Genomic DNA, 22,030 nt, shown 5'->3' on the forward strand with positions numbered 1-22,030 from the left:
GCCGAGAATGATCGTCGTGACCGGTGGCGCCGGTTTCATCGGCTCGAACATCGTTGCGCGGCTGACGGCGGAGACCGCCTATGATGTGGTTGTCTGCGATCGACTGGAGACGGCCGATTTGGCCAAGTGGAAGAACCTGGCCAAGCACGCGATCGCTGACTTCTGGTCGCCCGAAGAGTTGTTCGAGCAGCTGGAGCGCCATGCCGAGCGAGTTGAGGCCGTGGTGCATATGGGCGCGATCTCTTCGACGACCGAGCCCGACGGCAACCTGATTCTGCGGACCAACTTCACCCTGTCGCGCGACCTATGGGACTGGTGCGCAATTCGAGGCTCGCGGATGATCTACGCATCTTCCGCTGCGACCTATGGCGACGGCAAGACGGGCTTCAACGACGATGACGATGCAGAGTCAATATCTCAGCTTCGTCCGCTAAACGCCTACGGCTACTCGAAAATGCTGTTCGATCAGTATGCGGTCCGGCAGGCGGATCGGGGTCAGGCGCCGCGACAGTGGGCGGGACTGAAGTTCTTCAACGTCTATGGCCCGAACGAAGCGCATAAGGGCGGAATGAAATCGGTCGTGGCGCAAATCTGGCCCAAGGTTGCGGCAGGCGAGACCGTGACCCTGTTTCGGTCGCACAATCCGAACTATGCGGACGGCGGCCAGATGCGCGACTTCGTCTATGTCGACGATGTGGTCGATATCATCGAGTTTTTGCTCCAGTCGCCGCAGGTCTCGGGCATCTTCAATGCCGGATCGGGCCAGGCGCGGTCGTTCGCCGATCTTGCGCGCGCCACCTTCGAGGCCGCCGGCAAGACGCCGTCCATCGACTATGTCGATACGCCCCTGTCGATCCGCGACCGCTACCAATATTTCACCGAAGCCCGCATGGATCGTATCCGCGCCGCAGGCTTCGAGGGGCAGTCCACGCCGCTGGAAGAAGGTGTGAGACGCTACGTGCAGGACTTCCTCGCGACGGCCGATCCGTACCGCTGATGCGTCGGCTGACCTTCAGGCAATGGGTCGGATATGCAGGTTTCGCCGCCGTCTTCGTGCTGACGGCGGCCGTTGCGGTGTGGAGCGGCGACATTCTGAGGGCAGGTCTGGACCCGCAGGTGCCCTTCCAGACCTACAAGCCTCCGCCCGCGCCCGACTATCGAAAGACATCCTCCTGGGCGCTGATCGACCAGGGCGCGCCCAACCAAGCGGCGGTATTCTTCGTCATGCCGACCACTTTCGATGGCGGGGCCGAGTGGAATGGGCCGATCGACGATGCGCGGGCCAACGCCTATATGCGGCGGGTCGTCCTGCCCAACTATGCGTCGCCCTTCGCCCGAGAAGGCAGGGTCAGCGCGCCGCTTTATCGCCAAGCCAGCCTGTATACGCGGCTGACCTTGCGTGATGACGCGCGTGAAGCGCGCGCCTTCGCCTATGAGGATGTGAAAGCCGCCTTCGACTTGTGGCTACAGCAGCATCCCGCCGGCCCCATTGTTATCGCCGGGGTGGAACAAGGCGGAGAGCTGACGGCGCGTCTGGTTCGCGACCAACTCCGCACCGATCCGGCGTTGAGGGACAGGCTTGTCGCCGCCTATCTGATCGAGACCCTGGTCGGGCGCGAGATGTTCCGGCAGGCGATCTCGCCCTGCGATGCCGTCGATCAAACAGGATGTATCGTGGCCTGGGCGTCGGTGCAGGAGAGCGACGAACCGGGCGCGCGGCGAAAGCTGAGACGCGCTCTGGAATGGGATGATCGCGGCGATCTGGTGAACCTGTCCACTGACCCAATCTGCGTGAATCCGGTAACGGGTGCTGCGAGCCAGCCGCGTGCTGCGGCGCGTCAGCACAGTGGCGCGACCAATGCGACCGGCTTGGAATGGGGCGCCCGACCGGCCCTGACTGGCCGGCTGATCTCCACCGAATGCCGTGGCGGCTTGTTGTGGCATAGCGCGCCGGACGCCGATTTCTTGACGGCTGGCGGCAGTTGGGCGGATCGGCGCAAGATCGTCCCCTACAATCTTTTCTACGGCGACATCGAGCGTGACGTCAGCGTCCGTCTCGCGGCCTGGCGGGCCAAGCACGGCCTTTAAGGTGGCCGTCCTCTCGGTTTGTCTGGCGCCGCTCGCGCGCAGCGGGTAGGCTTGCCGCGTCAGGGAGGGATCTGAATGGACGTGACCACCATCTTCGCCGGCGTCGTGCTGCTGCTGGCCATCGTGCTGTTGATCAGCGTGATCAAGATCGTGCCGCAAGGCCGTGAATTTACGGTCGAACGCTTCGGCAAGTACACCAAGACGCTGAGCCCGGGCATCGGCTTCCTGACCCCATTCGTGGAGCGGGTAGGCCGCCGCATGAACATGATGGAACAGGTGTTGGACGTGCCGACCCAGGAAGTCATCACCAAGGACAACGCCATGGTGAAGGTGGACGGCATCGTCTTCATTCAGGTAATGGACTCCGCCCGCGCCGCCTATCGCGTTGATGATCTGCCTTATGCGATTTCGCAGCTGTGCATGACCAACCTGCGGACCGTGGTCGGTTCGATGGAACTCGATGAGGTGCTGAGCCAGCGCGACAGCATCAATACGCGCCTGCTGCATGTCATCGACGCAGCGACCGAACCGTGGGGCGTCAAGGTCAATCGGATTGAGATCAAGGACCTGACCCCGCCGACCGACATCACCAACGCAATGGCGCGTCAGATGAAGGCCGAGCGTGAACGTCGCGCCGTCATCACCGAGGCTGACGGCGAGAAATCCGCCGCCATCGCCCGCGCTGAGGGCGCGAAACAGGCCGCCATCCTTCAGGCCGAGGGCCGCAAGGAAGCCGCCTTCCGCGACGCCGAGGCGCGCGAGCGCGAGGCCGAGGCCGAGGCGCGCGCCACGGCTATGGTGTCGGAAGCCATCGCCCGCGGGGACGTCAACGCCATCAACTATTTCGTGGCTCAGAAATACGTCGAGGCCTTCGCTGAACTGGCCCGCAGCCCGCAACAGCGCACCGTCATCGTGCCCGCCGAAATGGGCGCCCTGGTCGGCACCATCGCCGGAATCGGCGAGATGGTCAGCCTGGCCAAGGATCAGAACTCGGCCGCGACGCCTCCCGTGCGGCCTGCGCCGCCCCGCCGTCCCGCCGGGGGCTCCGTTCCACCCTCGGCCTGATCCAAGGAGGCTGACCGATGATGTCGCTTGCTGATCTCTATGCCGCCCAGCCCTTCTGGATCTGGTTGGCGATCGGGGTTCTGCTGCTGGCGGTCGAGGCGATGTTCTCGACCGAATGGCTGCTGTGGCCCGCGGTTTCGGCCGGCGTCGTCGCGGTCATGACGGCGGCTGGGGTCCGGCTGGGGCTGCCGGGCGAGGTCGCCGTGTTCGCTATTCTGACGGTCATCGCCACCCTGCTGTCCCGTCGTCTGATCTCTAAAGCCAATCCCGACGGTCCCGACATCAATGACCGCGACAGCCGTTTGGTCGGCCAGCGTGCGCGGGTGGTCGAGACATTCGTCGCGGGCCGCGGTCGCGTCTTCATCTCCGGCGCCGAATGGCCGGCCGAGATTGTGGGCGAGGCGCCGGTCGAAGGACAAGATGTCGTCGTGATGCGCGTGAACGGCTCTTTGCTGACGGTGCAATCACCCGTCTGAACGCAACGGTCGCATCGGCGTTCGTCAGGCATGACAGAACCCCAGAACGCCGTCACTGACGGCTTGCCGACACCCAGGCGCTATTGGGCCGTCGTGTCCATCGGCTTGGGCATCACGCTTGCCGTTCTGGATGGCGCGATCGCCAATGTCGCCCTGCCGTCGATCGCGCAGGATCTTCAGGCGTCCTCGGCCGCCTCGATCTGGATCGTCAACGCCTATCAGATCGCCATCGTAGTCGCCCTCTTGCCACTCGCGTCGCTAGGCGAGATCGTCGGTTATCGCCGCGTGTCGCAAGCCGGTCTGGCCGTCTTCACCCTGGCGTCCATCGCCTGTGTGTTCGCCAACTCCATCGAGACGCTCAGCCTCGCACGCGTTGTTCAGGGCTTCGGAGCGGCAGGCATCATGAGCGTCAACGGGGCCCTGGTCCGTTACACCTATCCACAGCGACTGCTGGGTCGTGCGGTCGGGATCAACGCGGTGATCGTGTCGCTGGCGGCGGCGGCGGGGCCGACCATCGCCAGCGCTATCTTGGCTATTGGACACTGGCGCTGGCTCTTTGCGCTGAATATACCCATCGGCCTGTTGGCGGTGTCGCTGGCGGGTTTCACCCTGCCGCACAACCGACTCCAGCCGCGAAAGCTGAACTGGCTCGGGGCCGCGCTTAACGCTGCCGCATTCGGCCTGCTGATCACAGGCCTTCAATCGCTGGCGCACGGTGAGGCGGCCGTTCTTGGCTTCGGTCTGACAGGGGCAGGGCTCGCAGCCGGGATTTTGCTGATTCGCCACGAGCGCTCACGGACGTCGCCGTTGATACCGCTCGACCTCCTGGCGCGACCGATGTTCAGCCTGTCGGTCGCCACCTCGATCATATCCTTCACCGCCCAGATGATGGCGTTCGTCGCCTTGCCGTTCTTCCTCCAGGGCACATTGGGGCTTACGGCGGTCGAGACTGGCCTGCTGATGACCCCTTGGCCACTGGCGACCATGATTGCCGCGCCGCTGGCCGGCCATCTGTCTGATCGCTATTCGGCGGGCGTGCTGGGGGCCATCGGCCTGAGCCTGTTCGCCTGCGGCCTGATGGCGCTGAGTTTCCTCAATGCCGATTCGACCCATTTCGACATCGTGTGGCGCATGGCGCTTTGCGGCGCGGGCTTCGGATTTTTCCAGTCGCCCAACAATCGCGCCATGTTGTCGGAAGCGCCGAAGAATCGCGCCGGGGCAGCGGGTGGAACCCTGGGCATGGCGCGGGTCGTCGGGCAATCCCTGGGCGCCGTGGTGGTGGCCTTTCTGCTGTCGGCCGCGCCGATCAACGGCGTTAGGCATGGGTTTCAGATCGCGGCCGTCACGGCTCTGTTTGGTGCGGTGATGAGCGGGTCGCGAGTCCGCCGACGTCCAGCCGAGCCGGACAAGGAAGTGGAGGCGGTCTAGCGCCGGGGCAGTTCCGCGACCCCGCGATTCGCCAGTTGGTCGGCGCGTTCGTTCAGTTCATGGCCGGCATGACCCTTCACCCACCGCCATTTCACGTCGTGACGCAGGCGGGCCGTGTCCAGCCGCTGCCACAAGTCTGCGTTTTTCACAGGCTTTTTGTCGGCCGTCAGCCAACCGCGCGCCTTCCAGCCGCGCATCCATTCGGTGATACCCTGCATGACGTATTTGCTGTCGGTATGCAGTTCGACCTTACAGGGCCGTTTCAAGGCTTCCAGCGCCATAATGGCGGCCATCAGCTCCATGCGGTTGTTGGTCGTGTTGGCCTCGCCGCCCCACAGTTCCTTTTCGTGACCGCCGCCGGCCTGAAGCACGGCGCCCCAGCCTCCGGGGCCCGGATTGCCCTTGCAGGCGCCGTCGGTGTGGATGATGACGTGATCGGAGGGACTCATGGTCGCGCAGACCTACAGCCTCCCTTGGCGCGGGGCCATCACTGCGCCTATATGCGGGTCGAATAAGAGTGGATGGGATCGGATGACCGATCCCCGCGAGGAGATTAGCCATGGGCTCCATGAGCATCTGGCATTGGGCCATCGTCATCGTCGTCATCGCGCTGCTGTTCGGTGGCCGGGGCAAGCTGTCGGGCATCATGGGCGACGCCGCCAAGGGCATTCGCGCCTTCAAGGACGGCCTGAAGGACGAAGACAAGAAGGACGGTCCGCACGAGGGCGTCAGCTCGCTGCCGCGCACCGAGGCGGAAAAGGAAGAGCTGAAGCGCTAGTCGTCGTCTGTAAGGGCTGACGCATGGGCGGGCTCGGCCCCGGTATCGGGGGTTTCGAATTAGTGGTGATCGGTCTGGTGGCCCTGCTTGTGGTGGGGCCAAAGGATCTGCCTGTCCTGATGCGTCGCGTCGGTCAGATGGTGGCCAAGGCGCGCGCCATGGCCAATGAGTTCCGATCCAGTTTCGACGAGATGGCGCGTCAGTCCGAACTGGACGACCTGCGCAAAGAGGTCGAGGCGCTGCGGACGGGGCAGGGGGCCGTGTATCCCCTGGGTGCCGAGGCGGACGCCGCCTTCAAGGACATCAACGCCGGATTGACCGGGCCGACTGCGGCGGTTGCCCTGCCTGCGCCCGAAACGGAGGCGCCGGTGATGACGCCTGCGGCAGATGAATGGCCGGATACGCCCGCGCCCGTTGAGCCCGTTACGACGACGAAATCCAAGCGAGCGGCCCCCAAGGCAAAGACGGGGGCGGCGGTCGCCGGATCGGCGACCGCCAAGCCTCGCTCAGCCGCCAAACCGAAGACCGCCGCGCCGGCGGCCAAGGCCAAGCCTGCAGCCGCCAAGCCCAAGACCTCGCGCAAGAAAGCCGTTGACCTGTGACGCCTTCCGATCGTGACGAGGCCGAGATCGAGGCGTCGCGCGCGCCCCTGATGGATCACCTGATCGAGCTGCGCGGGCGGCTGCTGATCTGCGTCGTGGCCTTCTTCTTGGCCTTCATCCTCTGCTTCGCCTTCGCCAATCAGATCCAGATTGCGCTGATCAAGCCGTATCAGGCCGCCGTGGCGATCCATGCCGCCGCCCTGTCGACCGGCGGTCACGCCAATCCGATCGAACTGATCGCGGTGATGACGGGGATCAAACCCTATCCGCCAGGGAGCGCCGCCGTTGTCCAACTGATCGCCACGGCGCCGCTGGAACAGCTCTTCACCAAGATGAAGATCGCGGCCTTTGGTGCGGCGGTCCTGACCTTCCCGGTCATGGCGTGGCAGATGTACCGGTTCGTGGCGCCGGGTCTTTATCGCAACGAGCGCGGGGCGTTTCTGCCGTTCCTGATCGCCGCGCCTGTGATGTTCTGCCTCGGCGGGGCGCTGGTCTATTATGTCATGCTGCCGTTCGTGATGCTGTTCTCGCTGAGCCAGCAGGTGGCCACCGACGGCATATCTGTGGCGCAAACCACCAAGATTTCCGACTACCTCAGCCTGGTGACCTCGCTGCTGCTCGCCTTCGGTCTTTGCTTCCAGCTTCCTGTGGTGACGACGCTGCTGGGCCTCGCCGGTCTGATCAGTTCCAAGGTCATGGCAGCCGGTCGTCGCTACGCCATCGTGGCTGTGGTCGTGGTCGCGGCCGTGGTCACGCCGCCCGATCCGATCAGCCAACTGATGCTGGCGGTGCCTTTGGTCATTCTCTACGAGATTTCAATCTGGTGCGTGCGACTGATCGAGCTGCGCCGTAAGAAGGCCGACGATCTGGAAGCCGAGATCGCTTAGGCGCACGTCCGCGTCTCGATCGCTGCTGTAAGCAGCGAGGCCATGCAAAAAGGGCCGGGGAGCGATCCCCGGCCCTTTGTCTTTACTGCGATCAGGTGATCAGCAGCTGTAGTACATGTCGAACTCGACAGGGTGCGGATGCAGTTGCAGACGCATCACCTCTTCCATCTTCAGTTCGATGTAGCTGTCGATGAAGTCGTCATCCATGACGCCGCCCTTCTTGAGGAAGGCGCGGTCCTTGTCGAGGTTCTCGAGCGCTTCACGCAGCGAGCCGCAGACCTCGGGGATCGAGCCGCGCTCTTCCGGCGGCAGGTCGTAGAGGTTCTTGTCGGCGGGCGCGCCCGGATCGATGCGGTTCTCGATCCCGTCCAGACCGGCCATCAGCAGGGCCACGAAGGTCAGATAAGGATTGCCCATAGGGTCGGGGAACCGGGCTTCCAGACGCTTGGCCTTGGGCGAGGAGACGTGCGGGATGCGGATCGAGGCCGAACGGTTGCGGGCCGAATAGGCCAGCTTCACCGGGGCTTCATAGCCGGGGACCAGACGCTTGTAGCTGTTGGTTGTGGAGTTGGCGAAGGCGTTGATGGCCTTGGCGTGCTTGATGATGCCGCCGATATACCACAGACATTCCTGCGACAGACCAGCGTACTGGTCGCCGGCGAACTGGGGCTTGCCGTCCTTCCAGATCGACATGTGGACGTGCATGCCCGAACCGTTGTCCGCAAACATTGGCTTGGCCATGAAGGTCGCCGACTTACCGTAGGCGTGGGCCACATTGTGGATCACGTACTTATAAAGCTGCAGGCGGTCGGCCATGGTCAGCAGGTCCGAGAACTTCAGGCCCAGTTCGTGCTGAGCCGGAGCCACCTCGTGGTGGTGCTTCTCAGGCTGAAGGCCCAGATCGCGCATGACGCCCAGCATTTCGCCGCGCAGGTCCTGTCCGGAATCGACCGGATTGACGGGAAAATAGCCGCCCTTGGGTCCAGGGCGATGGCCCATATTGCCTTCGGAATACTCAGCGCCGGTGTTGGCCGGCAGCTCGGTCGAATCGTAGCTGTAGCCGGTGTCGTGCGGCTGGGTGGACCAACGCACGTCGTCGAAGATGAAGAACTCGGCTTCTGGTCCGAAGAAGACCTGGTCGCCCACGCCCGACGACTGGACGTAGGACAGCGCCTTCTTGGCCATCGAGCGGCTGTCGCGGTTGTAGGGCTCGCCGGTGTCCGGGTTCAGCACGTCGCAGAACAGGAACATCGTCTTCTGCTGATAGAAGGGATCGATATAGGCCGTGGTCAGGTCCGGCTTCAGCAGCATGTCGGACTCGTTGATGGCCTTCCAGCCGGCGATCGACGAACCGTCGAACATCGTGCCTTCGTTCAGGAAGTCCTCGTCGACCAGATCGACGTCGAAGGTGACGTGCTGCAGACGGCCGCGCGTGTCGGTGAAGCGGACGTCCACATATTGGACCTCCTCATCCTTGATCTCCTTGAGGATCTTGCTGGCGCTCATTCTCGGAAAGTCCTGTTCTTGTCGTTTGGGGAGGGACCGGACAGCGACCCGAGGGCCGAAGGCCGGGGAGGGTAGTCAGGTCAGACGGCTTGGGCTCCGGTTTCGCCGGTGCGGATGCGGATCACCTCGGCGACATCGGACACGAAGATCTTGCCGTCGCCGATCTTGCCTGTGCGAGCCGAGGTCTGAATGGCCTCGACAACCGCGGGCGCGAGGTCGTCGGCGACGACTACCTCGATCTTGATCTTGGGCAGAAAGTCGATGACGTATTCCGCGCCGCGATACAGTTCGGAATGACCCTTCTGGCGACCATATCCCTTGGCCTCCAGCACAGTCATGCCTTGCACGCCCACGTCCTGGAGCGCCTCTTTGACGTCATCCAGCTTGAAGGGCTTGATGATGGCTTCGATTTTCTTCATGGCGACCCTGGAGCGGCGCACGGAATGCAGCGGCGCTCGGGCGCGAATGGGACACAGCAGGGCCGCTCAAAGCAAGCGATTTTCGCAGGCTGGCGAAGGATAATCGGAACGCGGATGATAGAAACCAACGACCCGGCGATCTGGCGCAATTTTCTGCCTTGGCCGAGCTCGGAAACGCACAAGCATGCGCGTGGACGTTTGGCGGTCGTTTCAGGAAAGGCGCATCACACCGGCGCTGCGCGGCTTGCAGCTCATGCGGGTCTCAGGATGGGCGCTGGGGTCGTGCGAATCCTTTGTCCGCCAGATGCAGCGTCGGTGATCGCGCCGGCTGTGCAGGCGGTGATGTTGACGCCTTTTTCTTCACCCGAGAACTTAAGTCGAGAAGCCGCCGGCAGCGACGCCGTCGTGATCGGACCAGCCGCAGGCCTAGACGATGCGACGATCGCGAACATTCAGGCGCTGGGCTCGACCGGCGCCATTTTGGTGATCGACGCGGATGGTCTGTCGGTCTTCAAAGGTCGGACTGCGGAACTATTCGCGGTGTTGGATCGTGACGATATCCTGACGCCGCATGAAGGTGAGTTCGAGCGACTGTTCCCGGGCCTGCTTGCGCAAGGACGCGAAACGGCCGTTCAAGAAGCGGCGCGAGCGGCCCAGGCGACGATCGTCTTGAAGGGCGCTCAGACGCTGATCGCATCGCCTGACGGCCGCATCCGCCGAAACGAAAACGGCTCACCGTGGCTGGCCACGGCCGGAACCGGTGATGTCCTGGCGGGCATGATCGGCGGATTGGCCGCACAGCGCATGGACAGCTTCGATGCCGCTTGCGCCGCGGTCTGGCTTCATTCCGACGCCGCAGAACGCTTTGGTCCCGGACTGACCTCGGACGACCTCTACAATGTTTTGCCGAAGGCGTTGTTCGAGCAGTGGAGTATCGAAAATTGAAAATGACATTTGAGTGTCGGTCCCGCAATTCTGGATCAATGAAAATCTCTAGATCCTGGCAAGATACTCACATCACGCGGATGGCGATGGGGAGGATGGCGGGGTGTCTGGGGATGGGCGACGACGTCGGCGCGGGCGAGTTGAACGGCGGTGTCGTGCTCTTGTGACAGGCGGGACAATTCGCTGGAGCGGTCGATGACGCGGCGGGCGACCAGGTGGACGACGCCTTCGGGGCTCTTCTCCACCACGCCCTCGACCGCCATCAGGCGGGCGGCCATGACCTCGCGGCGGAACTGCTCGAACATCCGCGCCCACAGGACAACGTTGATGATGCCGGTTTCGTCTTCTAGGGTGACGAAGATGGCGTTGCCCTTGCCGGGGCGTTGACGGACCAAAACCACACCGGCGACCCTCACCAGGGCGCCACCGCGTCGGGCGTCGGTCTGCGCACAGTTTAGCAGTCCTTCCGCTTCGAAGATCGGGCGCAGGATCGCCATGGGATGCGCCTTCAGCGACAGGCGAAGGGTCTGGTAGTCGGCGGCGACATGCTCGCCCAGCGGCATGACCGGCAGTCGGGCGTCGGGTTCGGCGCCGAGCTCGCGCGCATCGGCGGCGGCGAACAACGGCAGCGGCGCGTCGTCGGGCAAGCGTCGTACGGCCCATAGGGCTTCACGCCGATCCAGCCCCAAAGATCGGAAGGCGTCGGCGTCGGCCAGCTTGCGCATGGCGGCAGACGACAAAGCGGCGCGGCGGGCCAGAGTTTCGATGTTGGACAGGGAGAAGGCGCGGGCGGCGGCGAGCGCCTCTGCCCAGTCTTCGCGGAAGCCCTCAATCTGGCGCAGGCCGATCCGCAACGCCGGCGTTCTGTCCGAACCTTCCAGACTGTTGTTCCAACCACTGTAAGAGACATCGACCGGCCGCACCTCGACGCCGTGTTCGCGGGCGTCGCGTACGAGCTGGGCCGGGGCGTAGAACCCCATCGGCTGGCTGTTCAAAAGGGCGCAGGCAAAGGCCGCCGGATAGTGGTGTTTGATCCACGACGAGACATAGACCAGTTGGGCGAAGGAGGCGGCATGGCTTTCCGGAAAGCCGTAAGAGCCGAAACCCTTGATCTGATCAAAGCAACGCTGGGCGAAGGTCGGGTCATAGCCGCGTTCGATCATGCGGCCGACCATTCGATCCTCATAGTTGTGGAGGGTGCCGTCGCCCCGGAAGGTGCCCATGGCCTTGCGCAGACCATTCGCTTCCTTCTCGTTGAACTCGGCCGCGACCATGGCGACCTTCATCGCCTGTTCCTGAAACAGGGGAACGCCCAGGGTCTTCTTCAGCACCTGCTCCAGTTCGTCGTGGGGGTATTGCGGTCCCGGCTTGGAATACTCCGGCTCCTCGAGCCCATTGCGGCGGCGCAGATAGGGGTGAACCATGTCGCCCTGGATCGGACCGGGTCGGACGATCGCCACCTGAATCACCAAATCGTAGAGGCGGCGTGGCTTCAGACGGGGCAACATGTTGATCTGGGCGCGGCTCTCGACCTGGAAGACGCCGATGGAGTCGCCCTTGCACAGCATGTCGTAAACGGCCGGATCGTCGCGCGGGATCGTATGCAGCGCCCAATCGTCCCCGTGATGAGCGCGGATCAGGTCGAACGCCTTGCGGATGCAGGTCAGCATGCCAAGCGCCAGCACATCGACCTTCATCAGGCGGAGTGCATCGATGTCGTCCTTGTCCCATTCGATGAAGGTGCGATCCGGCATGGCGGCATTGCCGATAGGGACCAGTTCGTCCAGCCGGTCCTGGGTCAGGACGAAGCCGCCGACGTGCTGGGACAGGTGGCGGGGAAAGTTCAACAGCCGCATGGCCAGCTTCACCGCACGCTGGATCATAGGATTGGCGGGGTCCAAACCAGCCTGTTTGACATGGCGTTCGCCGATCTCACTGCCCCAACTGCCCCATTGGCTGGAGGCCAGACGGGCAGTCACGTCCTCGGTCAGACCCAGCGCCTTGCCGACGTCACGGATGGCGCTCTTGGGACGATAGCGGATAACGGTGGCGGCGATGCCGGCGCGCGCGCGGCCATAGCGAGTGTAGATGTGCTGGATGATCTCCTCGCGCCGCTCGTGCTCGAAATCGACGTCGATGTCGGGCGGCTCGCCACGGTCGGTGGAAAGGAAGCGTTCGAACAGCAGGTCGGATTCCGCGGGGTCCACCGCCGTGATGCCCAGTACGTAACAGACAGCCGAGTTGGCCGCCGAACCTCTACCCTGGCACAAAATCCGCTTGTCGTTCGCCACACGCACGATGTCGTAGATCGTCAGGAAATACGGCGCGTAGCCGGCCTTTGCGATGAAGATCAGCTCTTTATCCAGCAGCGCCTTGACCTTGTGGGGCACGCCGTCGGGATAGCGCATCTCGGCGTGCCGCCAGGTCAGTTGTTCCAGCCAGCCCTGCGGCGTCTCATCAGGCGGGGTCGTCTCTTCAGGGTACTGGTAACTGATGTCGCCCAGATCGAAGCCGATGCGAGACAAGACGTGCTGGGTCTCGACCAGCGCCTCGGGCGCATCGCGGAACAGGCGGGCCATTTCGGCGGGCGGCTTCAGCCAGCGTTCGGCGTTGGCGTTCAGACGTCGGCCTGCATCCTCGATCGTCACGCCTTCGCGAATACAGGTCAGCACGTCCTGCAAATCGCGTTGGATCGCGTCGTGATAGAGAACATTGTTGACGGCCAGTAGCGGTGCGCCGCTCCGCTCTGACAGTGTCTTCAGCCGCGACAGTCTTCGACGGTCGTCGCCTTTCCGCCCCATCACCGCGCCCAGCCAAACCGCGCCGGGTGATGCATCGGTCAACTGCGCCAAGACCTTGTCGACGCCGTCTAACCGTGCGTCCGGCATGAGGATCAGCAGCAGATCCTCGGAGGCTGCGAGCAGATCGCGCAGTCCGATCTCGCACTGCCCCTTAACCGCCCGTCGATTGCCCAGAGTCAGCAGTCGCGTCAGTCGTCCCCAGCCGGCGCGCGTCTCAGGATAGGCGATGATGTCGGGCGTCCCGTCGTTGAAGACCAGACGCGCGCCGGTCGCTAGTTTGAAAGTCGCGGCCCTATCCTTGACCATCTGTGACAGGGCTGGATCGTTCAGCGGATCCTCGACATAGATCACTTCGCCGGGCCCGCCGCCGTCGCGCACGACATCGGGCGGCGACAGGCCGTCCTCGCGGATGGTCCGCAACGCGCTCCAGGCCCGCACCACGCCGGAGACCGTGTTGCGATCGGCCAGACCCAGCCCCGAATGCCCTCTCAGGATCGCGGTCAGCACGAGATCCTTCGGATGCGACGCCCCGCGTAGGAAGGAAAAGTTGCTGGCTGTGGCCAGCTCAGCATAGGCGGGCGCGGTCATGCGAACAGGCCGTGGACAAACCAGCGCGGTTCGTCGGTCTCGCCATACAGGCCCTGACGGAACAGCCAGAAACGCCGACCCTCGCGGTCCTCGACGCGGTAATAGTCGCGGGTCTTCTGATCCGGCGCGCGCCACCATTCGCCGCCGATCCGCTCCGGCCCTTCGGCCAAGGCCACCTCATGCAGAACCCGGCGCCATCGGAAACGCAGGGGCGAACCGTCCGGCACCTCCGCCAAGGTTTCCACCGGCTGGGGCGGGTCGAACATCTGAAAGGGCCGCAAGGGCGGATCGTCGGGATCGAGATCAGGCCATTCATGGGCCGTTCGCAGCGCCTTCATCGTCGCCGGAACCATCCGTCCGGCGCGCTCGGGGATGTGCGACCCTAGCGGTTCGAAACTCAACACCGCCTCGGGCCCCAGTCGAGCCGTCAATCGGTCGATCAGACGACTGAAATCCTCGCCGTCGAGGCGGTCGCCGTTGAGGCCGCACTGAACCGGTTTCAACGTCTGGGTTTCCAGAACCGATAGCCGCATCTGATCGAAACCGAAGCCGGGATCCAGCGGGCTTGCCAAGGCCGCCAAACGTTCGCGAAACAGAAGCAGCACCGTGTCCACATCGCGTGTCGGACGACCCGTTCGTGCGACGACGCGCCGAATCTGACCATCGACTCGATAGAAGCCGGCCTCGAACGCCCGCCCGCCCTGGCCCGCTTGGTCCAGGCGATCGGCGGTGTCGATCAGCAGGTCGGACAGGACGCGCTCCACGTCCGCGTCGGTGATTATGGGTTCGAAAAAGACGCGGTCCACGACGATGGGGGGCGGCGGTCGGTGCGGGGTGATGCGGACATCTTCGTCGCCGAGCACACGAGCCAGATGTGCGGGAAAGTCCGTCCCAAATCGGGCCGCAAGAGGCGCGCGCGGCCGGTCGTCCAGATCGGCGATCCTCTTCAGCCCGGCGCGCTGCAGCGCCTGGGCGTCACGCTCCGGCAACTCTAGCGCCGTGATTGGCAGCTGGCGCACCGCCTGTCGATCCTCGCCCGACGCGAACAGGCCACCCCGCGCGAAACGGGCCAGGGCGCGCGCCGCCTGGGGTGTGGACGCCAAGGCGCTGCGCATCTCCAGGCCGATGCGACCCGCACGCTGATGCGCGGCGCGCACCAAGCCAGCCTCCCCGCCGAACAGATGGGCGCAACCGGTGACGTCCAACAACAGACCGTGCGGCGCATCCTCGGCGATCATCGGAGTGAAGCGGCCGAAGTCTTCCAGCACCCGCAGCAGCAGGTCAGAATCCGCCTCGGGCCTATGGATGATGGTGCGCAGGGACGGCGTTCGCGCCTTCGCGTCAGCCAGGGTCAGTCCGGGCGTCAGCCCCGCCCTTGCCGCCGCCGGATCGACGGCCGCCAGACGCAGAGCGCCGCCGACCTTCTCGACCAGAACGACCGGCGCGGGATCAGGTCCAATTTCAGGCCCAATCTCAGGCGACGCGTCGCCCGCTATCGCCCCACGCCTCAGCCGGTCGCTGGGCAGCCACGGGAACCATAGCGCCAGATAGCGGCGCCGGTTCGCGGAACGATCGGGCGTCACGATCCCACTCCAAGATCCAGTTTTTCACTTCGCCCCCACCGCGCCGCCGCAGCAGGGTAAGTGAGAAAGACGGATGACCAGGCGCGCCTCCGGCCAGAGAGGTGGAGGCTGTTGCCTTCACAGACCATCTTGTCTCTGCCGCACTGGGTGATGGCTCGGCTCCAGCACGCACACAGAAAAGCGTTGCGCCTCCCAACTTGGCTGCCAGAGCAAGGCGTCGACTCGAGTTCAATGAGAAGGCTTTAGAATTGCCCCAGGCGCTAATAACAACAGATCCGACAGGAGGTGATTTTAGTGATTCCTCACCAATAATGAGGAGACTTTTTATATTTGGGGCTTTGACTAGCAAAACTTTAGATGAATCGATTCCCATTTCTTCAATACCAACGCCATAGGGAGTCCCATGTTCTGAAGCCATCATTGCATCCAATGCCCAGACAACACGCTGTCCATTTGCGGAAAGCATTCCGACCGCCAAAGCAAAGGCGTTTACCGCAACTGCGTCTGCGGCATTGGCTGCACAGAGTTCGTGAATCGCTTCCTGCTTAAAAACTCCAGAGAGCAGTTCAGGTATCTGTTTTGAATGACAAATTTCTGGACAGCCTTGGTCCAAGGCCCTGAGTCGCTGCCGGACAAGAGATATACGTTCAGCTCTGCACATGTTCTCCATTTGTTCTTTTTTGCATTATGCAGAGAGCCTTTGTCAAGCCGCTATGTGGCGGCCAGATCGAGCATGACGCGCGCGTCAGACCAGATCTGAACCGATCGCGGGACACAAAACGTCGTGCATCCGTTCATCACCCGATGCCTCGATAAGGATCTTCATGGCCCACAAAACGCGTGAATTACGATCAACGGTGAACAAGGACGGGGTTCTAACGCTGTCGCTTGCGGAGATTGTGCTGGATGATCCGGCCTCCGACGAAATCATTGTCCGTATCGAGGCGGCGCCCATCAATCCCAGCGATCTCGGTTTGCTGCTTGGGCCGGCGGACGCAACCTCGGTCCGCAAGGACGCGTCGGACGGCATCCCGCAGCTTAGACTCGATATTCCACCGGCGCGGATGGGCGGCATGGCCGGCCGGATCAACCAGTCGCTTCCAGTCGGCAACGAAGGGGCAGGGACCGTCATCGCCGCCGGTGACCAAGCAAAGGACTGGATCGGGCGTCGGGTTGGTGTGATCGGGGGCGGGATGTACGCCGATCTTAGAAAGATCAGGACGCGCGACGCCCTACCGCTTCCCGAAGGTGTGACGGCCGCCCAAGGCGCAGCCTTGACAGTCAATCCCATGACGGCGCTCGGATTCGTCGAAACCGCTCGGGCCGAAGGACATTCCGCGATCGTCCATACTGCGGCCGCATCCAGCCTGGGCCAGATGCTCCAGCGGATTTGCGCTCAGGACGGCGTGCAACTCGTCAATATCGTGCGTTCTGATGATCAGTTGCGACTGCTGAAGGACGCAGGGGCGACCCATGTCCTGAACAGCCGCGAAGATGATTTTCGAACACAACTCATCGACGCCGTCACTAAAACCGGGGCGACGATCGCGTTCGACGCTATCGGCGGCGGATCTCTTGGTGGCGACATCATGCGGGCTATGGAACGTGGCGCAGTCAACCGTATGACCGAATACAGCCGATATGGCTCGTCAACGTTCAAGCAACTCTACGTTTACGGCGCACTCGACACTTTGCCGATGGTTCTGGACCGTCTTGCTTTTGGTTTCCAGTGGAGCGTGTCCGGCTGGCTGCTTACACCTTTCATGCAGAAGGCTGGACCCGAGACGGTATCGCGCATGCGTAAGCGCGTATTTGATGAACTCACCACCACGTTCGCGACGCGCTACACTCGTACAATCGGTCTTGCCGAAGCGTTAGAGCCAGAAATCCTTCGCGCCTACGAGCGTAAGGCGACAGGCGAGAAGTTCCTGATCGATCCGACTTTGAATTGATGCAGATTGATAAACGAATAGGCTTTTACGCAATCAATCCGACCGAAGAACCGGCGCCGGGCGTCGCGAAAGGGCATGCAGGGCCGCCGCACCGCCACCCAGAGTCGCAACGCCCGTGGCGCTGGTAAGAAGAAGAACGACGCCGGGCCAGTCCACGCTCCAGCTTGCCTTGAAGGCGAGGGTCACGACCGGCCACGCGCCGGCGGCGCCGAGAAGGAGGCCGGCGAGACCGGCGATCGCGCCGACCAGGCTGTACTCCACGAGATAGGCGCTCAGAATCTGGGCGTGGGAACCGCCCAGCACCTTGAGCACGGCAGCCTCGCGCGCCCGCTCACGCACGCCCGCCGCAATGGCCCCGATCAGGACGAGCAGGCCCGCGAGACCGGCGACGGCCGCGGCCCCGCGAATGGCCAGGGCGAGACGGTCGAACAGGGTGGCGGCGGCCTCGAGCTGTTCTCGGACGCTGATGATGTTCACCTCTCGAAAGTCTGCGCCCAGCGCCTGGGTCAGGGCGTGTTCTTCGGCGGGCGAGGCGCGGGCGATGGCGACGCTGCGCGGATTGGCGCCTTGGATGGCGGCTGCGTTCAGGACGAGCAGAAAGTTGGTCCCGAACCCGCCCGGCTCGGTCCGACGAAGGGCGGCGATGCGCACATCCATCTCGCGGCCCAGCAGTTGCAGGGTCAGGCTGTCGCCCACCCTGAGATCGGCGGCCTTGGCCAGATCCCGAGAGAGCGCGATCTGAGGCGAACCGGCATAGTCGGCGGCCCACCATTTGCCGGACACGACATTCGCATCGTCCGGCGCGCCGGCTAGGGCGGACAGGAGAATATCCTGATCGAAGGCCCAGCGTTCGCCTTGAGGCAGGGCGTCCACATCGACCGGCGCGCCCTTCAACCGCACGATCCGCCCGGTCAGGAGGGGAAGGCGCCGATAGCGATCCGGTCCGGGCGTCGCCATCACCTTCGCCACCGCCGCATCGAACGCCGCGCCGCGATCAGCGGGGATTTCCGTGAAGACGACGGATGGGGCCGATCGTGGTGCGACCTCGGTGATCTGACTCAGCAGGCTGGATTGGATCAGGACGACCATGGCCAGAAGCGCGACGCCCAGGCCGATGGCGGGGGAGGCGGTGCGCGCCGCCGAGCGCGGCCCGGCGAGATTGGCAAGTCCCAGCCGCACCGCCCCGCCGGCGTGTCGTCTCAAACGCCCGGCCAGGAAGGCCGCCGTACGGCCGAGCGCCCACAGAAGGGCGAAGGCGACGACCGTGCCGCCGATCAACGCCGCCGCTGCAAGCTTGGACGGCGCAGACCAAAGGGCCAGACCCGCCAATCCCATAGCGGCCAGGACAGCGAAGACCAGTTCGACGCCGAGAACCGGTCGGTCGGTAAGCTGGCGACGGAACAAGGCGGAAGGCGGTGTGGCGCGGGCGCGGGCCAGGGGTGCGAGCGCGAAGGCGGCGGCCGCCAGAAGGCCGAATGCTCCGGCCTTGACCAGTGGTGCCGGATAGACCGCGAAGAGGGCGGGGATGGGCAGGCTGTCCTTCGCCAGCACGCCGATGACCAGCGGTGCGACGGCCCCGATCAACAGCCCGATAGCGACCCCGACGGCGGCCAACACGCCGATCTGGATCAGATAGATGTCGCGGATCAGCCCGCCCTCGGCGCCGAGTGCCTTCAGCGTCGCGATCGACGGTTTGCGCCCCTCAAGATAGGCCGAGACAGCGCCCCCGACGCCGAGCCCGCCGGCCACCAGGGACGCAAGACCGATGAAGCCCAGGAAATACTCCAACTGATCGATCAGCCGTCCGGCGCCGGCGGCGGCCTCCGACCGATCCCGGGCTTCGAGCCGGCTCTGCGGAAACCGTTTTTCGACGCCAGCGATGGCGGCCTTGGTGTCGACGTCGCCGGGAAGGGCGATGCGCACAGCCTCGCCGAACAGGCCACCGGGCGCGAGCAGGCCGGCCTGTTCGACGGCGGGGACCGTCGTCACCACGCGCGGCCCGAGCACAAAGCCCCGACCCAGGCGGTCGGGTTCGGCCAGCAGGACGGCGCGGGCGACGAACCGCGCGCCGCCGACGGTGAAGGTGTCGCCGAGCTTGAGATTCAATCGGTCCAACAGGCCCTGTTCGACGACGGCCCCCGCCAAACCGTTCTCGACGCGCAAGGCCGTAGCCAGATCAGGGGCGCCCGACAGTTCGACCGCGCCGACCAAGGGGTAGGCGGCGTCGACCCCGCGCATATCGACCAGACGACGCTGACCGGTTCCGGTCTCGGCCATGCCGTTGGCTCGCACCGAATAGGCGACGGGCCCCAGGGCGGCGAAGGCTGCGCGTTGGTCGGGGCTGAACCGGCCCTGGTCGAGGCTGAAGACGACGTCGCCGCCGAGAATTTCGCGCGCTTGACTGGCCAGCCCCTGGCGGAAGGCCTCTGCGGTCGATCCGGAGGCGGCGATCGCCGCCACGCCCAGCGCCAGACAGGCCAGAAAGATTCTAAACCCCGCAATTCCTGAACGGAGTTCGCGGCGGGCGAAGCGGAGGGCGAGCCTCATGCAGAGGCCTGCGCCGGGGCGACGACCCGGCCGTCGCGCATCGTCACGATCCGGTCCGCGCGCGCGGCGAGAAGGTCGTCATGGGTCACCATGACCAGGGCGGCGCCGCTGTCGTGGACCAGGTCGAACAGCAAGTCGGCGACTAGGGCGCCGTTGGTCCCGTCCAGATTTCCGGTCGGTTCGTCAGCGAACAGAAGCTCGGGCCCGACCGCCAGGGCGCGGGCCAGGGCGACGCGCTGCTGCTCGCCGCCGGACATCTGGTGAGGATAGTGCGACCGCCGGGCGCCGAGGCCGACCCGCTCCAGCCAGCTACGCGCCAAGGCCACAGCCCCCGGCCTGTGGGCCAGCTCCAGCGGCGCGGACACATTCTCTTCGGCCGTCATATTGGGCAGGAGGTGGAAGCTTTGAAAAACCAGAGCGGCGCGCCCCCGACGCAGGCGGGCGCGGCCGTCCTCGCCCAGCGCGGCCATATCCTGACCGAACAGCATGGCCCGGCCCCGGGTCGGGGTTTCCAGCCCTGCGGCGATGGAGATCAACGACGACTTGCCCGATCCGGAGGGACCGACGATGGCGACCGTCTCGCCCGGCGCTACGACCAGGTCCACGCCGCGAAGGATTTCCACGGGTCCTGCCGCCGAAGGTAGGGTGAGGACGACGCCGTCGAGGACGAGCGGAGCGGCTGAAGCCATCGATATGTCGCCTGCTGGATTGGGAGGAGGAAAATCGGTCCCTATATGGGGGTGCAGATCATGACTCCAAAGCCCCCTTCGCCCATGCCGTTCATCCGCCGCCGCACGCTCTTGACCGGAGGGGTGGGGCTCGTCCTTGCCGGATGCAGCGCCTCAAAAGAGGACGCGTCAGAGGCGCCGGCTGAGCCCTCGGTGTCGCCTTCACCCACGGCCGCACCTTCGGACGGACCCGAAAAAATTGTGACCCTGTTGGGCGATTCCATCACAGCCGGCTTCGGCCTGCCTTCGGCCGAGGCTCTGCCTGTGCGGCTGGAAGAGGCGTTGAGGGCAAAGGGGCTCAGGGTGAGGGTTCGCGGCGCCGGCGTGTCGGGCGACACGACCGGCGGCGGGCTGGCTCGGGTCGGCTACAGCGTCCAGGACGACACCGACCTGTGCATCGTCGCCCTGGGGGGAAATGACATGCTCCAGGGCGTGGATCCCAAAACGGTTCGGGCCAATCTTGAGGCGATCATCGCCTCGCTGAAGGCGCGCGATATTCCCGTCCTGCTCGCAGGGATGAAGGCCCCGCCTCAATACGGCGCCTACGCCGTCGAGTTCGACAGCATCTTCGCGGACCTGGCGCGCAAGGAAGATGTTCCAACCTATCCCTTTCTGCTGGAGGGGGTGGCCCTGGATCGCCGTTACAACCAGCCTGACGGCATCCACCCCAACGCCGAAGGGGTGCGCATCATCGCCGACGGATTGGCGCCGGTCGTCGCAAAAGCGCTGTCTGGGGGGTAAGGCAGGCGGCGAAGGTCATGGGATCGCCCTTGAACCCCCAGTCTCCCATCGCCATTTCGGGTTTGCCCCTCCTGGGCGTTTCCTCCCAAACCGACTTTCGGCCTCGTCGCCCTGCGCGACGGGGCCTATTTTTGTCCGAAACGACTCACGTCCGAGCGCCTTATGCCCAAAGCCAACGACACCGTGCATCTGCGCTTCACGCTGAAGGGCGAAAGCGGCCCATTCTGGCAGACGAATGCAACGATTGCTTCAGTCGGCAGTGGAACTGCTCTGCTCGACGGCCTGGATCGCCAAATCGCCGCGCGCATCGCCGATCTCCGCCGGGCAGGAGAGGGGCGTTGGACACTCGACTTAGAGGTGCGGGCGCGGCCGTGATTGTGAGTGTGCTGAAAATCTGAGATTCCAACTATCTGTTTTATAGCAGTATCTGTGCTCCGATATCTGAGATTCTCATTGTGCGCTTCGAGGAAGCTCGGTTCATCGGCAAGTGGCCCAGAGACGCAGTTACGGGGTGGGCGATAGCGACAAATGTTGCGCGTCTACGCTGGACGGGACATTTTCCGCCCAGATTGCGTAGGGTTCTCTAATGGCTGGCAGTTTCGACACAATGCCGGACCCCATCTCCGACTATGCTGCCGCTGTCGCTCGGTACGGGGAGACACTGGGCGTCCCAACATCTCTGGCGAAGATCGATACAATCCTCGATATGATCGCTGGCGACGCTGTTGACGTTTTCGGGTCTAAGGATGCCGCAAGGCAGTTCCTCGCCAACGCACCGATCCACGACGGAAAAGTCGCGAGAGATGTCGCGCTTGAGATCGGGATCAGCCGGATATTGTCTCGTATCGATGGTCTGAGGTTTGGTGTCTTTAGCTAGAAGGTACTACCTCGTTAGA

Annotated in this window: 19 protein-coding genes; 12 read left to right on the forward strand and 7 right to left on the reverse strand. The window is 64.2% G+C overall.

The features are described 5' to 3' along the window. Positions 1-7 precede the first annotated feature (7 nt). The 5 genes from rfaD (at position 8) to A4249_RS05645 (ending at position 5,057) form a co-directional block, all read left to right on the forward strand. The gene (rfaD, locus tag A4249_RS05625) at positions 8-997 is read left to right on the forward strand and encodes an ADP-glyceromanno-heptose 6-epimerase (protein ID WP_066551518.1); all 990 of its coding nucleotides are present in this window, start codon (positions 8-10) and stop codon (positions 995-997) included. Then, complete coding sequence (locus A4249_RS05630; RefSeq protein WP_066551519.1) at positions 997-2,088, forward strand: DUF3089 domain-containing protein; 1,092 nt, start codon at positions 997-999, stop codon at positions 2,086-2,088. The genes rfaD and A4249_RS05630 overlap by 1 nt, the downstream gene beginning before the upstream one ends. Before the next feature lie 75 nt (positions 2,089-2,163). Beyond that, complete coding sequence (locus A4249_RS05635; RefSeq protein ID WP_066551520.1) at positions 2,164-3,153, forward strand: SPFH domain-containing protein; 990 nt, start codon at positions 2,164-2,166, stop codon at positions 3,151-3,153. 17 nt (positions 3,154-3,170) lie between these two features. Beyond that, positions 3,171-3,629 (forward strand): NfeD family protein, encoded by a 459-nt coding sequence (locus A4249_RS05640; protein ID WP_066551521.1) that lies wholly within the window; start codon positions 3,171-3,173, stop codon positions 3,627-3,629. A 30-nt stretch (positions 3,630-3,659) separates the two neighbouring features. Next, positions 3,660-5,057, forward strand: coding sequence for an MFS transporter (locus tag A4249_RS05645; RefSeq protein WP_066551522.1), 1,398 nt, complete (start codon positions 3,660-3,662; stop codon positions 5,055-5,057). Here the strand turns inward: A4249_RS05645 and rnhA are convergent. Further along, on the reverse strand, positions 5,054-5,506 hold the full coding sequence (gene rnhA / locus A4249_RS05650; RefSeq protein WP_066551523.1) for a ribonuclease HI: 453 nt from the start codon (positions 5,504-5,506) through the stop codon (positions 5,054-5,056). The genes A4249_RS05645 and rnhA overlap by 4 nt on opposite strands. A gap of 110 nt (positions 5,507-5,616) precedes the next feature. Here rnhA and A4249_RS05655 point away from each other — a divergent pair, with 110 nt between their 5' ends. From A4249_RS05655 to tatC, 3 genes are read left to right on the forward strand one after another with little or no spacing between them, the layout of a single operon-like run. Further along, positions 5,617-5,835, forward strand: a complete 219-nt coding sequence (locus A4249_RS05655) for a twin-arginine translocase TatA/TatE family subunit (RefSeq protein WP_017503863.1) — start codon at positions 5,617-5,619, stop codon at positions 5,833-5,835. A 23-nt stretch (positions 5,836-5,858) separates the two neighbouring features. Beyond that, positions 5,859-6,437, forward strand: a complete 579-nt coding sequence (tatB, locus tag A4249_RS05660; RefSeq protein ID WP_066551524.1) for a Sec-independent protein translocase protein TatB — start codon at positions 5,859-5,861, stop codon at positions 6,435-6,437. Next, on the forward strand, positions 6,434-7,324 hold the full coding sequence (gene tatC, locus A4249_RS05665) for a twin-arginine translocase subunit TatC (RefSeq protein ID WP_066551525.1): 891 nt from the start codon (positions 6,434-6,436) through the stop codon (positions 7,322-7,324). Before tatB ends, tatC begins: the two co-directional genes overlap by 4 nt. Before the next feature lie 99 nt (positions 7,325-7,423). Here the strand turns inward: tatC and glnA are convergent, their stop codons facing one another. After that, a complete protein-coding gene (glnA, locus tag A4249_RS05670; RefSeq protein WP_066551526.1) occupies positions 7,424-8,830 on the reverse strand; it encodes a type I glutamate--ammonia ligase in 1,407 nt (468 codons plus the stop codon). 80 nt (positions 8,831-8,910) lie between these two features. Further along, positions 8,911-9,249 (reverse strand): P-II family nitrogen regulator, encoded by a 339-nt coding sequence (locus A4249_RS05675; protein ID WP_008261682.1) that lies wholly within the window; start codon positions 9,247-9,249, stop codon positions 8,911-8,913. Between the two features lie 114 nt (positions 9,250-9,363). Here A4249_RS05675 and A4249_RS05680 point away from each other — a divergent pair, with 114 nt between their 5' ends. After that, the gene (locus A4249_RS05680) at positions 9,364-10,194 is read left to right on the forward strand and encodes an NAD(P)H-hydrate dehydratase (RefSeq protein WP_066551527.1); all 831 of its coding nucleotides are present in this window, start codon (positions 9,364-9,366) and stop codon (positions 10,192-10,194) included. 35 nt (positions 10,195-10,229) lie between these two features. Here A4249_RS05680 and A4249_RS05685 read toward each other — a convergent pair whose 3' ends face one another. Together A4249_RS05685 and A4249_RS05690 are read right to left on the reverse strand one after the other, a co-directional pair. Beyond that, positions 10,230-13,583 (reverse strand): error-prone DNA polymerase, encoded by a 3,354-nt coding sequence (locus A4249_RS05685; protein WP_066551528.1) that lies wholly within the window; start codon positions 13,581-13,583, stop codon positions 10,230-10,232. Continuing rightward, on the reverse strand, positions 13,580-15,166 hold the full coding sequence (locus A4249_RS05690) for a Y-family DNA polymerase (RefSeq protein ID WP_231868780.1): 1,587 nt from the start codon (positions 15,164-15,166) through the stop codon (positions 13,580-13,582). The genes A4249_RS05685 and A4249_RS05690 overlap by 4 nt, the downstream gene beginning before the upstream one ends. Positions 15,167-15,990: 824 nt before the next feature. On the opposite strand from A4249_RS05690, the gene A4249_RS05695 reads away from it, so the two are divergent. Further along, positions 15,991-17,118 carry a zinc-binding dehydrogenase gene (locus A4249_RS05695; protein ID WP_066551529.1) on the forward strand — a complete coding sequence of 376 codons (1,128 nt, stop codon included), beginning with the start codon at positions 15,991-15,993 and terminating at the stop codon, positions 17,116-17,118. Between the two features lie 33 nt (positions 17,119-17,151). Here the strand turns inward: A4249_RS05695 and A4249_RS05700 are convergent, their stop codons facing one another. Together A4249_RS05700 and A4249_RS05705 are read right to left on the reverse strand one after the other, a co-directional pair. Next, positions 17,152-19,665 carry an ABC transporter permease gene (locus A4249_RS05700; RefSeq protein ID WP_066551530.1) on the reverse strand — a complete coding sequence of 838 codons (2,514 nt, stop codon included), beginning with the start codon at positions 19,663-19,665 and terminating at the stop codon, positions 17,152-17,154. Further along, positions 19,662-20,354: an ABC transporter ATP-binding protein gene (locus A4249_RS05705; RefSeq protein ID WP_066551531.1), complete on the reverse strand. Its 693-nt coding sequence runs from the start codon at positions 20,352-20,354 to the stop codon at positions 19,662-19,664. The genes A4249_RS05700 and A4249_RS05705 overlap by 4 nt, the downstream gene beginning before the upstream one ends. Positions 20,355-20,594: 240 nt before the next feature. Here A4249_RS05705 and A4249_RS05710 point away from each other — a divergent pair, with 240 nt between their 5' ends. Together A4249_RS05710 and A4249_RS05715 are read left to right on the forward strand one after the other, a co-directional pair. Next, a complete protein-coding gene (locus A4249_RS05710) occupies positions 20,595-21,134 on the forward strand; it encodes an arylesterase (protein ID WP_231868781.1) in 540 nt (179 codons plus the stop codon). Positions 21,135-21,296: 162 nt separating this feature from the next. After that, the gene (locus A4249_RS05715; RefSeq protein ID WP_066551533.1) at positions 21,297-21,509 is read left to right on the forward strand and encodes a hypothetical protein; all 213 of its coding nucleotides are present in this window, start codon (positions 21,297-21,299) and stop codon (positions 21,507-21,509) included. Positions 21,510-22,030: the final 521 nt, after the last annotated feature.

This window comes from Brevundimonas sp. GW460-12-10-14-LB2 (genome assembly GCF_001636925.1).
Lineage (GTDB): Bacteria > Pseudomonadota > Alphaproteobacteria > Caulobacterales > Caulobacteraceae > Brevundimonas > Brevundimonas vesicularis.

Bases quoted from the DNA above. Each gene is read 5' to 3' on its own strand.
- rfaD (WP_066551518.1), top strand. From the start codon at position 8: ATGATCGTCGTGACCGGTGGCGCCGGTTTCATCGGCTCGAACATCGTT.
- A4249_RS05630 (WP_066551519.1), top strand. From the start codon at position 997: ATGCGTCGGCTGACCTTCAGGCAATGGGTCGGATATGCAGGTTTCGCC.
- A4249_RS05635 (WP_066551520.1), top strand. From the start codon at position 2,164: ATGGACGTGACCACCATCTTCGCCGGCGTCGTGCTGCTGCTGGCCATC.
- A4249_RS05640 (WP_066551521.1), top strand. From the start codon at position 3,171: ATGATGTCGCTTGCTGATCTCTATGCCGCCCAGCCCTTCTGGATCTGG.
- A4249_RS05645 (WP_066551522.1), top strand. From the start codon at position 3,660: ATGACAGAACCCCAGAACGCCGTCACTGACGGCTTGCCGACACCCAGG.
- rnhA (WP_066551523.1), bottom strand. From the start codon at position 5,506: ATGAGTCCCTCCGATCACGTCATCATCCACACCGACGGCGCCTGCAAG.
- A4249_RS05655 (WP_017503863.1), top strand. From the start codon at position 5,617: ATGGGCTCCATGAGCATCTGGCATTGGGCCATCGTCATCGTCGTCATC.
- tatB (WP_066551524.1), top strand. From the start codon at position 5,859: ATGGGCGGGCTCGGCCCCGGTATCGGGGGTTTCGAATTAGTGGTGATC.
- glnA (WP_066551526.1), bottom strand. From the start codon at position 8,830: ATGAGCGCCAGCAAGATCCTCAAGGAGATCAAGGATGAGGAGGTCCAA.
- A4249_RS05675 (WP_008261682.1), bottom strand. From the start codon at position 9,249: ATGAAGAAAATCGAAGCCATCATCAAGCCCTTCAAGCTGGATGACGTC.
- A4249_RS05680 (WP_066551527.1), top strand. From the start codon at position 9,364: ATGATAGAAACCAACGACCCGGCGATCTGGCGCAATTTTCTGCCTTGG.
- A4249_RS05685 (WP_066551528.1), bottom strand. From the start codon at position 13,583: ATGACCGCGCCCGCCTATGCTGAGCTGGCCACAGCCAGCAACTTTTCC.
- A4249_RS05695 (WP_066551529.1), top strand. From the start codon at position 15,991: ATGGCCCACAAAACGCGTGAATTACGATCAACGGTGAACAAGGACGGG.
- A4249_RS05700 (WP_066551530.1), bottom strand. From the start codon at position 19,665: ATGAGGCTCGCCCTCCGCTTCGCCCGCCGCGAACTCCGTTCAGGAATT.
- A4249_RS05705 (WP_066551531.1), bottom strand. From the start codon at position 20,354: ATGGCTTCAGCCGCTCCGCTCGTCCTCGACGGCGTCGTCCTCACCCTA.
- A4249_RS05715 (WP_066551533.1), top strand. From the start codon at position 21,297: ATGCCCAAAGCCAACGACACCGTGCATCTGCGCTTCACGCTGAAGGGC.